12 protein-coding genes and 1 other RNA gene are annotated in these 13,483 nt (G+C 59.7%); 6 read left to right on the top strand and 7 right to left on the bottom strand.

Annotated elements, in window-relative coordinates; genetic code table 11:
* Positions 1 to 96: 96 nt before the first annotated feature.
* The 3 genes from FYJ43_RS11370 to FYJ43_RS11380 all read right to left on the bottom strand — a co-directional run bounded on the left by FYJ43_RS11370 (position 97) and on the right by FYJ43_RS11380 (position 3,185).
* On the bottom strand, positions 97 to 1,617 hold the full coding sequence (locus tag FYJ43_RS11370) for an MFS transporter (protein ID WP_154564995.1): 1,521 nt from the start codon (positions 1,615 to 1,617) through the stop codon (positions 97 to 99).
* Positions 1,618 to 2,015: 398 nt separating this feature from the next.
* Positions 2,016 to 2,397, bottom strand: an RNA gene (rnpB, locus tag FYJ43_RS11375) — RNase P RNA component class A.
* Positions 2,398 to 2,447: 50 nt separating this feature from the next.
* Entirely contained in the window at positions 2,448 to 3,185 is a 738-nt protein-coding gene (locus tag FYJ43_RS11380; RefSeq protein ID WP_326833618.1) for a zinc ribbon domain-containing protein, read from the bottom strand.
* Between the two features lie 378 nt (positions 3,186 to 3,563).
* On the opposite strand from FYJ43_RS11380, the gene FYJ43_RS11385 reads away from it, so the two are divergent.
* The gene (locus FYJ43_RS11385) at positions 3,564 to 5,060 is read left to right on the top strand and encodes an aminopeptidase P family protein (RefSeq protein ID WP_154564997.1); all 1,497 of its coding nucleotides are present in this window, start codon (positions 3,564 to 3,566) and stop codon (positions 5,058 to 5,060) included.
* Between the two features lie 22 nt (positions 5,061 to 5,082).
* On the opposite strand, the gene FYJ43_RS11390 is transcribed toward FYJ43_RS11385, so the two are convergent.
* Positions 5,083 to 5,949: a COX15/CtaA family protein gene (locus tag FYJ43_RS11390; RefSeq protein ID WP_154564999.1), complete on the bottom strand. Its 867-nt coding sequence runs from the start codon at positions 5,947 to 5,949 to the stop codon at positions 5,083 to 5,085.
* A gap of 118 nt (positions 5,950 to 6,067) precedes the next feature.
* Positions 6,068 to 6,544 (bottom strand): general stress protein, encoded by a 477-nt coding sequence (locus FYJ43_RS11395; RefSeq protein WP_154565149.1) that lies wholly within the window; start codon positions 6,542 to 6,544, stop codon positions 6,068 to 6,070.
* Positions 6,545 to 6,669: 125 nt separating this feature from the next.
* On the opposite strand from FYJ43_RS11395, the gene FYJ43_RS11400 reads away from it, so the two are divergent.
* The 4 genes from FYJ43_RS11400 to FYJ43_RS11415 all read left to right on the top strand — a co-directional run bounded on the left by FYJ43_RS11400 (position 6,670) and on the right by FYJ43_RS11415 (position 11,292).
* Entirely contained in the window at positions 6,670 to 7,935 is a 1,266-nt protein-coding gene (locus FYJ43_RS11400) for a magnesium transporter MgtE N-terminal domain-containing protein (RefSeq protein WP_407643738.1), read from the top strand.
* The gene (locus tag FYJ43_RS11405) at positions 7,928 to 8,452 is read left to right on the top strand and encodes a DUF1003 domain-containing protein (protein WP_154565003.1); all 525 of its coding nucleotides are present in this window, start codon (positions 7,928 to 7,930) and stop codon (positions 8,450 to 8,452) included. Before FYJ43_RS11400 ends, FYJ43_RS11405 begins: the two co-directional genes overlap by 8 nt.
* Positions 8,453 to 8,513: 61 nt before the next feature.
* Positions 8,514 to 9,674, top strand: coding sequence for an Mrp/NBP35 family ATP-binding protein (locus tag FYJ43_RS11410; protein ID WP_154565005.1), 1,161 nt, complete (start codon positions 8,514 to 8,516; stop codon positions 9,672 to 9,674).
* A 118-nt stretch (positions 9,675 to 9,792) separates the two neighbouring features.
* Positions 9,793 to 11,292: a cellulase family glycosylhydrolase gene (locus FYJ43_RS11415; RefSeq protein ID WP_154565151.1), complete on the top strand. Its 1,500-nt coding sequence runs from the start codon at positions 9,793 to 9,795 to the stop codon at positions 11,290 to 11,292.
* A 42-nt stretch (positions 11,293 to 11,334) separates the two neighbouring features.
* Here the strand turns inward: FYJ43_RS11415 and FYJ43_RS11420 are convergent, their stop codons facing one another.
* Positions 11,335 to 11,748, bottom strand: a complete 414-nt coding sequence (locus FYJ43_RS11420; RefSeq protein WP_154565007.1) for a sec-independent translocase — start codon at positions 11,746 to 11,748, stop codon at positions 11,335 to 11,337.
* A gap of 73 nt (positions 11,749 to 11,821) precedes the next feature.
* Positions 11,822 to 12,703, bottom strand: a complete 882-nt coding sequence (gene dapA, locus FYJ43_RS11425) for a 4-hydroxy-tetrahydrodipicolinate synthase (RefSeq protein ID WP_154565009.1) — start codon at positions 12,701 to 12,703, stop codon at positions 11,822 to 11,824.
* Positions 12,704 to 12,772: 69 nt separating this feature from the next.
* Here dapA and FYJ43_RS11430 point away from each other — a divergent pair, with 69 nt between their 5' ends.
* The gene (locus tag FYJ43_RS11430; protein ID WP_326833619.1) at positions 12,773 to 13,426 is read left to right on the top strand and encodes an O-methyltransferase; all 654 of its coding nucleotides are present in this window, start codon (positions 12,773 to 12,775) and stop codon (positions 13,424 to 13,426) included.
* Positions 13,427 to 13,483: the final 57 nt, after the last annotated feature.

Raw genomic sequence — 13,483 nt, forward strand, 5'->3', positions numbered from 1 at the left:
GAGTCGACCGGTCGGTCGACTCCGGAATCGGCATCTCACCTGCCGTCGATGAGCGCTTCCCCGACGGCAGGTCGAGTCCGGCTCACCTGTGCCTCGTCAATCGGGTTTTCTGGCGTCCCTCAGTACCTTCTCAACGTCCAAGTCGGGGTTATTATCCTGGTTCGCCACGAGATCATGAGCTTCCTCGAGGGTGAGCACGGTGGGCATTGCACCGGGCATCGGTTTCCGGGCGGTTTCCCTCATCACAAGCACAGCGATGAACCCGGCCACCGATGTCCCGATAATCCAATATGCCGGAGCAAGCCGATCGCCTGTGACGGTGACCAAAGCCTCCATAATGAACGGTGCAGTGCCGGAGAACAGCGCAGCTGCGAGGTTATAGGACATTCCCATTCCTCCATAACGAGATGACGTGGGGAATAGAGCTGGCAGCGCGGAGGCAAGGTTCGACACGTACAGGGCGACAGGCACGGCCAACATGAAGAGCCCCACCAGAGTCGACCACAGCTGCCCGTGCATCATGAGCAAAAATGCCGGTATCGACAGGATGATCGCACCCACCGATGCGCTAAATAGCACGGATCGGCGTCCGATCCGATCCGACAATGCCCCGGCCGCTGGTATGCCCAAGCTCATGAGGACAAGGACCGGCAAAGTTAACAGGTTTCCGTGCACGGCGTCGTAGCCAAGTGTCGTCGTCAGATATGTGGGCATGTATGAGGTGACGGCATAGCCGAGAGTGTTCGCGGCCGCGACTAGGACGAAGGCGGTAAGGATTTCACGCCAATAGCTGCGTACCAGGTCTGCGATTCCCTTCGTCGGATTCTGGTTACGGCTAGCGACCCCTACCTGTGCCTGCAGGTAGGCTGGTGAATCCTCGATCTTCAAGCGGAAATAGATAGCAATCAGGCCAAGGGGCAACGCGATAAGGAACGGCACACGCCACACGTATCCTTCCATTGCCGGCCCCGACATAGTGAGCTGCAGCGCCGACACGACAGCCGCGCCAATGGCGAACCCTAAATATGACCCGAGATCAAGTAGCGAAGCATAGAACCCTCGGTGCTTGTCGGGAGCGTACTCGGTGATGAACGTCGTCGCCCCCGCGTACTCGCCGCCAGTCGAGAACCCTTGAACGAGCTTCAAGGTGATGAGCAAAATGGGTGCCCACACCCCGATCGTCGAGTAATCAGGAAGCACACCGATGAGGAAAGTCGCTGCCGACATCACGATGAGGGTAAAAGCAAGCACCCTGTGACGGCCCAAGCGGTCACCCAGCTGCCCCAGGACAATCCCGCCCAGCGGCCGTGCAATGAAGGTCACTGCGAACACGCCCAGTGAGAAAAGGCTCTTGACGGACGGTGCCGCGTCAGGGAGAAAAACGGGGCCGATGATCACGGCCAGGTATCCATAGACACCGACGTCGTACCACTCCATGAGATTGCCAACGATGGTCCCAGCGATGGCTCGGCGCATGGTTGGTCGTTCGACGACGGTGACGTCCTCCACCTGTAGACGACAGTGATGCTCGTCTGGGGTATCGCACTGACGATCTAGCTTCGGGGCCTGGTCTGGAATGCGGTTGGGGGAAGAGGAGTGGAATGGACTCGGTGTCATGGTCTCTCCCGGTTGCGGACTATTCGACGCAGCCGTCCTACGCGGCATCGACATAGGGCGCGCTCATCCGAAGATCAATCGAGTGAGCTGTGCGGCACTTGTCGATGATGCCACTCACAGTGTCACTGACGTGAGGCCTGGGATCAGCGGTGCGAGAACGTCGCCTCATTGTTGGCAAGCCATGCCGCGCCGCATCAACATCACGCTCAGCTGTAAGCCTGTAAGCGTGTTCTCCCCCATCGACGTTTGGCCTTCCTGTGACTACGCCCCGGCGGCCAGCAAACTGCATCCGGCATCCGCGTCGGGATCATTTCGTACCCAATCCCCGGCGACTTCCCAGTGCAGTACCCCAAAGACCCGGCCGACCTTAAGCCCTCGCGTTCGACCAGGAGTATGACGGGACGAGCCATCCTATAAGCCGGGTTCTGTAACCCCAGTGGGGCCGGTGGTCATCCATCTGTGAACACCATTACTGGCGTCCTCCCGCCTTTCGGCTGCGCGGCCTACCCGAACGCTCGAGCGAGCAACCCTCAAACGCGTCCGCGACCTTACGGTCTTCTTGGCCTTGCTCCAAGTGGGGTTTGTCATGCCGTCACCGTCACCGATGACGCGGTGGGCTCTTACCCCGCCGTTTCACCCTTACCGGCCCGAAGCCGGCGGTCTATTCTCTGTGGCACTGTCCCGCGGGTCACCCCGGGTGGGCGTTACCCACCACCTTGCTCTATGGAGCCCGGACTTTCCTCGACAGCTCACTGCTGCCGCGATCACCCGGATGGCTCGTCCGACTACCGAGTCTACGGATATTCCGACATCACCGCCACACGGCGGTCTCAGTTGGACTCACTCGTGCGCACAAGTATGCGATCGCATTCCTCGCATCGCACCACGTCATCGTCGGCGGCTGCCTCATACCTGCGCAGGTCGGCGGCGTTCGCGGCGATACCGCATCCCTCACATACCCCATGGACCAACTTTGCACACCCCATGCCGGTGCGTTCGCGCAGAAGTTCGTACAGCTTCAAGAGGTCAGCGGGAATGCCTCCTGCTTGGGTCTGACGCACCCGTCGCAGTTCACCTAATTCGTCGTCGATGCCCTTGAGACCGGCGTCGCGAGACGCCAATACAGTCCGGATATGGCCATCGAGCTCGATGCGACGTCGATCAGCGTCGGCATGAGCGCGTTCTGCGTCCTCAACAGCCTGCATGGCGTCAAGCTCGGCGTCCTCCAACCGAGAGATGCGCCGTCCAAGGTGCTCAATTTCCTCTGTCAAACCGCGCAACGCTTTGTGATCGGTGATGCTTCCGGCATCCACGGTTTTCTGGTTGCGCTCCATTCGGGCGCGAGCTGGTTTAAGGTCGGCCTCGATGCGTTCCTGTTCCATGGTGGCGTCCGATAGAGCGGTGGACTTGGCTACGACTTCCTCCGCAAGCGTTCGCCGTTGCACTGCAAGGTCTTTGAGTTCGGCCAACTCAGGCAGGGTCTGACGGCGATGCTCAGCTTGGGCGATCAGCCGATCAGTGTGAGCAAGGTCCAGAAGTTTCCACTGATCCTGTGCCGCAGCTTTCACGCTAGCCTCCTGCATTCCGTGGCCCTGTTGACATGTAAGGGTTGACATGTGAGGCTCAGCCTACCTCCAGACGGCATGGCGCTGAGCGTATCTGCAATGACCTGTCCTGGTACCAGTTCAGGCGCCTCATACCTCTCGCGGCAATGATCCGATGCTACCGGCAATTAGCTTTCGGACAATCCTGCCGCAGCTCAATATGGGCATGGACATCAACACCCGTTATTGCACTGCACCTCTAAGAAAGCTGCGAAGTAATGGCACCTTCTTCGCCCAGGCGTTGCGTCCTGCTGCCCCATAAAAGCCCGCTGGGTCCCAAGACGTCCATTCCGCCGAGCCCTACACTGGAGGGGATACTCACCAATCAGCGGAGGTCCGAATATGACCGAGACGAGGTCCACAGAGCTAGACGATCAGCTAAAGCAGGCCGAAGAGCAGAAGGTCCCCAAGCGTCAAACCCCGTTCTCAAAGGCCTTCGTCGAGTTCATCCCTACTGACTGGGCCCCCTATTCTGACGAGCTGCCTGAACCGCTCAGCTCGGTACCTTCGGCTACCGCACACCGCGATGCCTTAGCCGCCCGCTTTCCTCATGATCGCCTGGTCGTTCCCGCTGGCCATCTCATGCGCCGCAATAACGACTGCGACTACCCTTTCCGCCCTAACACTGCCTTCGCCTACTACTCGGGCTTAGGAACCGACCGGGAGCCCAACGCGGTTCTTGTCATTGATACCACCGCGGAAACCCGCGATGTGCTGTACTTCAAGCCGCGTGCACCCCGCACCGACCGCGAGTTCTATGCCGATCCGACCTACGGTGAGATGTGGGTTGGCCAGCGAGAGTCCCTGGAGGAGATGGCGGCCATGACCGGACTCGTCTGCCGCGACATCTCGCAACTCAACGACGCGTTGTCGACTGGAGACACCACAGTGCGCGTCATTCGCGACGCCGACGAGAATGTCACTGCCACCGTCGACTCATTGCGTCAGCGGGGCTCTGAGGACGCCGACGACGAATTCTACGAATACTCCTCGGCTGCCCGCTTCTGTAAGGACGACTGGGAGGTCGAACAGTTGCGGGACGCCTGCCGTAAGTCCAAGGTCGGGTTTGAATCCATGATCGCTGAGATCCCGGAGGCCGTCCGCAAGGGTCGAGGCGAGCGTTGGATGGAAGGTACTTTCGGACGCGTCGCCCGTCATCTGGGCAATGAGGTGGGCTACGGCTCGATCTGCGCGGCCGGCGACCACGCCAATACCCTGCACTGGGTGCGTAACGACGGTGATCTACGGCCCGGCGAACTCATCCTTATCGACGCTGGGATTGAAGTCGACTCCCTTTACACCGCTGATATCACCCGCACCCTACCGATCTCGGGTACCTTCTCCCCCGCCCAGCGTCGCGTCTACCAGGCTGTCCTTGAGGCCCAAGATGCGGCAGCTGCCGTCGCGAAGGTTGGCCACGATCACGCCGAAATTCATCAAGCTGCCATTCGCGTCATCTGCGAGTACTTGCACGAGTGGGGCATCCTTCCGGTCAGCGTCGAGGAGTCGCTGTCAGCCGAGGGCGGCCAACACCGGAGATGGATGGTTCATGGCACATCACACCACCTTGGCTTGGACGTCCACGACTGTAACCAGGCGCGTCGTCAGGATTACTCTGGACCGCTCAAGCAGGGCATGTGCGTCTCGAACGAGCCGGGCATCTACTTCAAGCAGACCGACCTGCTGGTCCCCGAGGAGTTTCGCGGCATCGGCGTGCGCATTGAAGATGACCTATGCATTACTGACGGCGAGCCCGAGTGGCTGTCCAAGGATTGCCCACGTCAGATCGACGACGTCGAGGCATGGATAGCGGATATTTGGGGTCGCACCTCTCGCTGATTTCGTCGATGCGCAGTGCCTTTCAACCCCTGGCACTGCGCATCGTCGCCGTCATGGTCAAGCACAGGATGAGCACAGCAGGGACGGCATGGAGGGTTCCCAGCCCGTGGTTAGATCCATGAGCCGCGATAAGCACCCCTACAACGAGCTCAATGACGATGAGCACAGCGCACAAAATGTCCCAGCCATTGCGACGCCCCCAGCGAGCCGCAAGGAAGACGATTGCGAGCAGCATTCCGATTCCCGTGACAGTCTGCTGAGCAACCCAGCCAGCGAGGGGGCCGTCCCCGGCACCGCGCACAAACATCGCCCAACCCATACACCGGGTCAACGACCCGGGACCAGCCACCTGCACAGCGAAGAAATGGCCTGCGACGAGGAAGACGACAGCGCCAACCCCAAGTTTGGTCCGCCCATTCCACATCCACGGTGCCCCAGGCCTACGCGCAACAAAATAGGCTCGCCACATAGCTCCCATCGAGACAATCGCGGCTAGCAAGTCGAACGAGGCCTCGACCGACGTGATCCCCCACTTGATGGTCATCATGCCGAACACGCCGGACGTCAACGCCCCTAGCAGTGCCACAACCGGGAGCACGACGAGCAGTTTGTCCGCGCGCCGATACGCCACACCGACGATGACGCTGGCGACTGCAAACAACCCCACCGAGGCCGAAATGACGCGGTGAATGAACTCAACCCACGGCTGGGTAGCATCCAGCGGCGTGAGACGACCGAAATAGCACCCGGGCCAGTTCGGGCACGACGCTGAGGCATCGGTGGCACACACTGTCGAGCCCAGCGCCAAGGTGACCGTAATGGCGATGGCGGTAACGGCAAAAAGAATCGCCGCTCCTGCCGGGACGGTATTCCTCGTTGTATCGGTCATGATGTTCCTCGATGATGCTAATCGCCGTTGGCCGGCGCAGGTGGCGAACGGCGTGGACTGTCTGATACTGCCACCACCGCCGAGGACGCCCACGGGCAGGCCCCCCGTTAAAACAGCATCAGCTCTGGAAGGCCTTCGCCCGCATGAACGGCATATTCGATACCATTTCGCGGGCCTGTGCAGCTACCTTGTGCTCAGCAAGCACCTCGTAGTGCGTTGCGACAACTTGCTGCACAGAGTTGAAGTCACGCTCACCACCAGTCATCGAATACGTGATAGCTGCGGTAATCATGCCAATCACCACGCCGACAATGAGTCCCGTCAGCAGCAAGGGGAAGATGGCCTCACCCGTCGTGAAGAACATCATCATCAAACCCACGAGAAGACCCATGCCGATTCCTGACACCGCTCCTTGCCCAAGCACCGACCCCCAGGTACGACGTCCGGTAACACGCTCAATTGTCTTGAGGTCCGTCCCGACGATGCAGAGGTTTTCAACCGGAAACTCCTTATCAGACAGTTGGTCGACCACCTTCTGAGCCGTCTCGTAATCATCGACAACGACAATCGACTGCGGGTACTCCAAATTGAACATAGCGTTCGCCCTGCCTGGGGCTACATTGAGTGTCACTGTTTCCTCCTCTGTGTGGCCGCCAGTCTACGGACAAACACTGACAGCGTGTCGGCGTCTACGCGTACCGTCCGGGTAGATTGTGCGAGGTGAACAGGTCCCAATCGGTATTCATCTCCCGAATTCGCGGTCTCCCCGTCATGGATGCCAGTGGCGACCAGGTGGGCAAGGTGAGGGATGTCGTCATCCAGATGCGTACGCCTGGGCGAGCACCGCTGGTACGCGGACTCGTCGTCGAACTGTTTGCCCGTCGACGAATTTTCGTCCCGATGGTCCGCGTGCACGCCATTGACGCAGTGCAGATCATGATCTCGGGAACCGTCAACACCAGGGTGTTCTCCCGCAGAGTCGCCGAAACCCTCGTTATCGAGGATCTCTTCGATCGCACCTTCAACCGCCATGGCACGCCAGTATGGGTCATGGACGTCTCAATGGCTCCCGTCCGCAGCCACGAGTGGGAAATTAACGAAGTAGCGCTTGCCGAATCGGGACGCAGTCGATTCATCCGCAAAGCTCCCAGTAACCCGATCATCGTCGACTGGCGCGAAGTCCCCTCTCTGGTACTCGCATCCCGCCAGTCCACTGAGAGAACCATTGCCGAAATGCAGGAGATGAAACCGGCGGACATGGCCCGGGAGCTTCACGATATGAACCCGCACCGCCGTGCTGAAGTCGCCATGGCACTTGACGACGACCAGCTCGCGAATGCCATCGAGGAGCTTCCCGAAGACGAGCAGGTCTCCCTCATCACTGTCCTTGATCCCGACCGAGCTGCCGACATCCTCGAAGAGATGGACCCTGACGACGCGGCCGACCTCATTCAAGAACTCCCGGATACCACCGCCCACCAGCTGCTAGCACGCATGGAACCCGATGACGCCGACGACGTTCGCTCCCTCATGGCCTATGACGAGTTCACCGCGGGAGCAATGATGACCCCTGAACCCGTCATCGTGGCCGCAGACGCCACCGTCGCTGACGCCCTGGCCTTAGTACGTAATGAGGACATCACCCCCGCCGAGGCGTCTATGGTCTTCGTGTGCCGTCCTCCCACTGAAACTCCCACCGGCCGTTACCTGGGAGCAGTGCATGTGCAACGGTTGCTGCGCGAACCCCCGTCGACGATGGTCTCGGCGATCATCGACTCTGACCTTGAGCCGATGCGCACCGATGCCCCGGTTGGCGCGGTGAGTCGCTACTTCGCTACCTATAACCTCGTCGTCGTTCCGGTCGTCAACGAGGCAAACCAGCTGGTTGGGGCTGTGGCCGTTGACGATCTTCTCGATCATCTGCTGCCTCCCGATTGGCGCGGCGACCAGATGGATGGCGAACTTGTGGAGGTGAACCATGGCTGAGAACGATCAGCGGTTGCATGACGCCGACCGCCTCGACGTTCCAGGACCGCGTAAGGTCAAACGACCTCGAGTCCAATTGGACTCCGAGAAATTCGGGCAATTCGCCGAATCCACCGCACGGTTTATGGGCACAGCAAAGTTCCTCGTTTATATGACCGTGATCGTCACTACCTGGGTGATATGGAACCTTGTGGCAATATACAAATTGCGCTTCGATCCGTACCCGTTCATCTTGCTCAACCTGTTCTTCTCAACACAGGCTTCTTACTCGGCTCCGCTTATCCTGTTGGCACAGAATCGGCAGGAAGATCGGGATCGCGTTTCCATGGCTGAAGACCGTCGTGTCGCCGCCCAGTCCCGCGCCGATATGGAGTTCCTGGCTCGAGAGGTCGCATCTATCCGGATGCAGATAGGTGAGTTGGCTACCCGCGACTATCTGCGCTCCGAACTACGCGACGAGTTACGTTCCCTCCTGGAGGAGATCGAAGCCTCTCCGGCGTCGTCGACCTCCCATTGACTGACCCGGTTCGCGGTCGGCGAGTTGTCGCATAGGCCCAACGGTGTGTAGACAAGTCAGCATGAGCACCGAGAACCCAGTGGTTGAGGCCATTGCCGACGCGTTGTCGCACGTCAATGACCCCGAAATCAAACGCCCTATTACCGACCTCAACATGGTTGATGAGATCACCGTCGACGAGCAAGGACGCGCTTTCGTTCGCGTCTTGCTGACTGTGGCCGGGTGTCCCCTCAAAACCGAGTTGCGTGAGCAGGTCACCGAGGCTGTGCGCGGCGTCAATGGGGTCACCAGTGTGTCCGTCGAACTCGGAACTATGACCGACGAGCAGCGCGACGCCCTCAAGGTTCAGCTGCGCGGCGGCGTCCCGGAACGCATCATCCCCTTCGCCCAGCCCGGAAACACCACCAAGGTCATTGCGGTCTCCTCGGGTAAAGGCGGTGTCGGCAAATCCTCGGTTACCGTCAATCTGGCCCTGGCCCTAGCTCAGCTTGGCCGCGAGGTTGGTCTACTCGACGCCGATATCTACGGCCATTCGGTGCCTGACATGCTTGGTCTAGGCGATGCGCACCCCACACCTCTCGACGACATGCTGCTTCCAGTACCTGGCCTCGGCATCAAGTCGATCAGCATCGGCATGATGAAACCCAACAAGTCCGACGTCATCGCGTGGCGCGGGCCGATCCTCGATCGCGCGCTCACCCAGTTGCTCGCCGACGTCCACTGGGGCGACCTTGACTACCTCCTCATCGACCTTCCGCCAGGCACCGGCGACATCGCCATGAGCCTAGGCCAAAAACTCCCCAACGCCGAGGTGCTCGTCGTCACAACCCCGCAGCAGGCCGCGTCCGAGGTGGCCGAGCGTGCCGGCACGATGGCAGGGATCATGCAACAGCGAGTCATGGGCGTCGTGGAAAATATGTCGTGGCTAGAAGTGACCGCGCCGAAGTCCCGCGAAACCTTCCGCGTCGACCTGTTCGGCACCGGTGGTGGCCAGAAGGCTGCCGACGCGCTGTCAGAGCGTCTGGGCACCACGGTTCCATTGCTCGGCCAGATCCCCCTCGATGTCGAGCTACGCAGCGGCGGTGACGACGGCGACCCGATTGTCCTGGCCCACCCTGAATCGCCGGCGGCTCAGGCGATTGGCGCACTAGCTAGCACTATCGATTCACGTCCGCGCGGGTTAGCGGGCATGAATCTTGGGGTTCAGCCAGTCAATCACTAGCGCTAGCAGCTGCGAGGGCGATTAGTGACCCTGCGTACCCTACTGTGTAGGCATGCTTATCTCTAAGCGACATCCGCTGTGCTTGAAAACGGCGCTGTGGGCCACCGCCCTTGCAACCATGTTAGGTCTCCATGCCTCGGCACATGCCGCGACCCAAGACAATCGGTCGCATGTGGCGGTCTCCAGCGCCATCACTGATTCCGGCCCTATCGACCAGAAGAAGCGCTGGTACACCGACGGGCAGGGGCGTGTCCTGTTGACCGCCGGGGTTAACCTGGTGTCGAAGAATCCGCCGTACAGTCCTGAAGCTGCCGGATTTGACGAAGCAGATGCGGCATGGCTGCAAAACAATGGCTTCGACTCAGTGCGTTTAGGAATCATCTGGAAGGCGGTCGAGCCATCTCCTGGGGTGTATAACGACAACTACCTAGCCAGTATCACCCGCACCATCAGGCTGCTTCGCTCCCACGGGATCATGACTCTGTTGGACGCCCACCAGGACATGTACAACGAAAAGTTCCAAGGAGAAGGTGCACCAGACTGGGCCGTGCTCGATAAGGGCATGCCGAATCTACTCAAAGTTGGCTTTCCCTCCAACCAATTGTTCAATCTTGGCCTCATCAAGGCGTACGACAGCTTCCTAACCAATGCCACCGGTCCAGGTGGAGTCGGTTTGCAAGACCGCTACGCCTCGATGTGGAAGCATGTCGCCCATACCATCGGCAACGAACCGGGCGTCATGGGATATGACATCATGAATGAGCCATGGCCTGGCCATCACTATCCGATATGCTATCTCGCCTTGGGATGGTGCGGTTCAGCCATGAAGTCTCTTAATGGGATGTATCAAAAGGTTGGATCAGCCATCGTCGCAGCTGATCCGGACGCCATCGTCACATATGAGCCTTATTCCACTTGGAACCAGGGACTAAATTCCCGTCCCCGTCGCCCTTCGGTACCTCGCGCCGCTATGTCTTGGCACGTGTACTGCTCCATGAATGCGCTTTTCGGCACCTACCTTGGCTGCAATCTGCCCGACAATCACACCTTCCGCAACGCCGACAGAGCTGCCATCATCAATGATTCAGCCTCCTTGCTCAGCGAATTCGGAGCCACTAAGGACGTCAAGACTCTGATGGGCGTGACGCTGAAAGCCCGTACGCATCTCGTTGGTTGGCAGTACTGGACGTACAACGGATGTAATGATCCAACGACGCAGAATGTCGCCGATCAGGACCTAGTGTCGGACATTGACCATCCCGGACCCGTCACCGACGGCCAGGTAGATCATAACAAACTTGGCGTGCTTGCAGTCCCCCACCTGCGTGCGACGGCTGGCACTCCTACATCGACCTCGTGGGCGCCCAGCACCAACACTTACCAGGCTTCGTGGTCGTCAGCGCGAGTGGCTGGCGATGGGAACTTCGTCAAGGGTTCCATCTCTGAGATCGCCGTACCTTCCGCTCACTACCCGCACGGATATGAGGTCAAGGCGAACGGGGGCGAAGTGGTCTCCGCCCCAGGTGCTTTGCGCTTGCAAATCCGCTCAACCGGAGAGGGGTCAGTGAGCGTCACCATTACACCAGCCAGTGAGAAGTCCGGCAGCTCTCACGCCTGACCTAATTCTTGGCAAAGCGTGGCGGTGCTCCGGCACCGCCACTCAGGTCGCCTCGGTGTCGAACGGCACGGGCTGGGTGGAGTCGTGGACTGGTTCAGGCACCGTGTCCTCCGACGCCTCTGGCAGCCCCTCAGAGTTGCGAATGTCTGCTAAACCGAGGTCGAGATCAGAACGGACATCAGACAGATCAGCTTTGATCTCGTCGATATCGTCTTGCAGGCTATCGAGGACATACTTGCGCACAAAGTTCTGCGGCTTAAGGTCTTCATATTCCAGATCGGCGAACTGCGGGCCCAGCTCACTGCGGAGCTGATCGCGCGTATTGTTCGCAATGTTCTTGAAATAGTGGTAGAGACGCGCCGCTTTGCGGGCCATCTCCGGTAGCTTGTCTGGCCCGAACATGATCACAGCAATGATGATGAGTACCGCGATTTCCGCTGGACCTGCTGTGGACATGGCCTTTACCCTACCCCTGACATTGACCTGCCGACATCACGGCACGATAGTCACGCCTGCGCGATCGGCACAGTCACAACTGTGCACGATCCAGCACATCGAAGAATGCCTGGGCCTGGTCAGGAGTCGGCATCGTCTGGGGGGAACGCACCTTGCCGACGTCAAACCCTTGGTGAGCTAGCCCTGCCTTGACCATGGTGACTCCCTGGGCTGCGAAGACGCCGGTCAGCACCGGCAAAATCTCCCGGTAAATCGACAACGCCTCATCGACTCGGCCGTCAAGGTATGCATCAATGACCTCATGCATTCGTCGACCAGTAAAATGGGTAGACGTCCCGACGAGGCCCACTCCGCCCACGGACAACAGCGCCGGAGTGATGGCATCGTCACCGGAGTAATAGGCCAAGGTGGTGTTAGCCATCACCGTCGCAGACTCGACGACAAGGCCCTTGGCGTCCTTGACGGCCACAATTCGTGGATGATCGGCCAGCTCAATAAGAGTCTTCGTCTCGATTGGAGTACTGGTACGCCCCGGAATGTCGTACAGCATGATCGGCAGGTCAGTGGCGTCTGCAACCGTGGTGAAGTGCTCAATAAGTCCGGCCTGCGAAGGCTTGGAATAGTAGGGGGTAACGACAAGCAGACCGTCAGCGCCAGACTCGGCAGCCTGGTGAGCCAGTTCGACGGTGTGTGCGGTGTCGTTAGTTCCGATACCGGCAACAACCGCAGCATCCGATCCGACGGCTTCGACAACGGCCTTGACGATCTGCGCCTTCTCGGCGTCAGTTGTCGTCGGTGATTCCCCCGTCGTGCCGTTGACAACAATGCCGTCATTGTGTTGTTCCTCAACAAGTTTGCGCGCCAGATCGCCAGTCCGACGCAGGTCCACCGCCCCCTCGGACGTCATCGGAGTCACCATGGCCGTAAGTAGACGGCCAAAAACGGGAGCGGACATGCGAGACCTCCTTGTGTAGCTAACGCCCATGGTAGCCACGAGATGGCCTCAGCGGGATAGGCTGTTGATGTGAGTCCAGCACAGCCCAGACACCAAGTCCCCGACGCCCGGTCGTGGGAGTACGCCGACGGTTTCGTCGCACCGTCCCCGGCCTTACAGGAGGCCCGCGAGGCAGCCCGCGTTGATCAGTGGGAGGTGCTCGGCAACGGCACCACCGCCTTACTGACCTTGTTGGCTCGCGCCATTCAGGCCGGCAGCGTCGTCACCATCGGCACTGACGCCGGAGTCTCGGCGCTAGCTCTGCTAGAAGGCATGACCGATCACGGCGTCCTGACCAGTATCGACCCCGATGCTGAACGTCAAGCTGCGGCGCGTAAAGTCCTGAGCCTGTCCCATATCCGCTCTCATCGAGTACGGCTCATCACTGGCACCCCGTTGGATGTGCTGCCCAAATTGCGAGACGGCGCCTACGACATGGTGCTCATTAATGGCGACAGACTTGAATACGTCGAATACGTCTCCCAGGCCTTGCGCTTACTGCGCGCTGGGGGCATCGTCATCGTCAACGACGCGCTGGCCAATAACCACGTCGCCGATCCGGATAATGAGGACGACGACACCCTCATCATCCGCGAGACCCTCGACTCGGTTTTGGAGACCGAAGAGTTCACCCCGGCGCTCCTTCCCGTAGGTCAAGGTTTGCTGCTGGCTACCAAGAATTGAGCCCGCACGCTTAGGCACCCGGCATAGCGAAGCGGCTCCCGAATACCGGAGGCCGCT

Origin of the sequence: Cutibacterium porci (assembly GCF_009696315.1) — a bacterium.
In the GTDB taxonomy this organism is placed as follows: domain Bacteria; phylum Actinomycetota; class Actinomycetes; order Propionibacteriales; family Propionibacteriaceae; genus Cutibacterium; species Cutibacterium porci.

What these genes read in the sequence shown, in the direction of transcription:
- FYJ43_RS11370 (WP_154564995.1), bottom strand. Translation starts at nt 1,617, where the DNA reads ATGACACCGAGTCCATTCCACTCCTCTTCCCCCAACCGCATTCCAGAC.
- FYJ43_RS11385 (WP_154564997.1), top strand. Translation starts at nt 3,564, where the DNA reads ATGACCGAGACGAGGTCCACAGAGCTAGACGATCAGCTAAAGCAGGCC.
- FYJ43_RS11390 (WP_154564999.1), bottom strand. Translation starts at nt 5,949, where the DNA reads ATGACCGATACAACGAGGAATACCGTCCCGGCAGGAGCGGCGATTCTT.
- FYJ43_RS11395 (WP_154565149.1), bottom strand. Translation starts at nt 6,544, where the DNA reads ATGTTCAATTTGGAGTACCCGCAGTCGATTGTCGTTGTCGATGATTAC.
- FYJ43_RS11405 (WP_154565003.1), top strand. Translation starts at nt 7,928, where the DNA reads ATGGCTGAGAACGATCAGCGGTTGCATGACGCCGACCGCCTCGACGTT.
- FYJ43_RS11410 (WP_154565005.1), top strand. Translation starts at nt 8,514, where the DNA reads ATGAGCACCGAGAACCCAGTGGTTGAGGCCATTGCCGACGCGTTGTCG.
- FYJ43_RS11415 (WP_154565151.1), top strand. Translation starts at nt 9,793, where the DNA reads ATGTTAGGTCTCCATGCCTCGGCACATGCCGCGACCCAAGACAATCGG.
- FYJ43_RS11420 (WP_154565007.1), bottom strand. Translation starts at nt 11,748, where the DNA reads ATGTCCACAGCAGGTCCAGCGGAAATCGCGGTACTCATCATCATTGCT.
- dapA (WP_154565009.1), bottom strand. Translation starts at nt 12,703, where the DNA reads ATGTCCGCTCCCGTTTTTGGCCGTCTACTTACGGCCATGGTGACTCCG.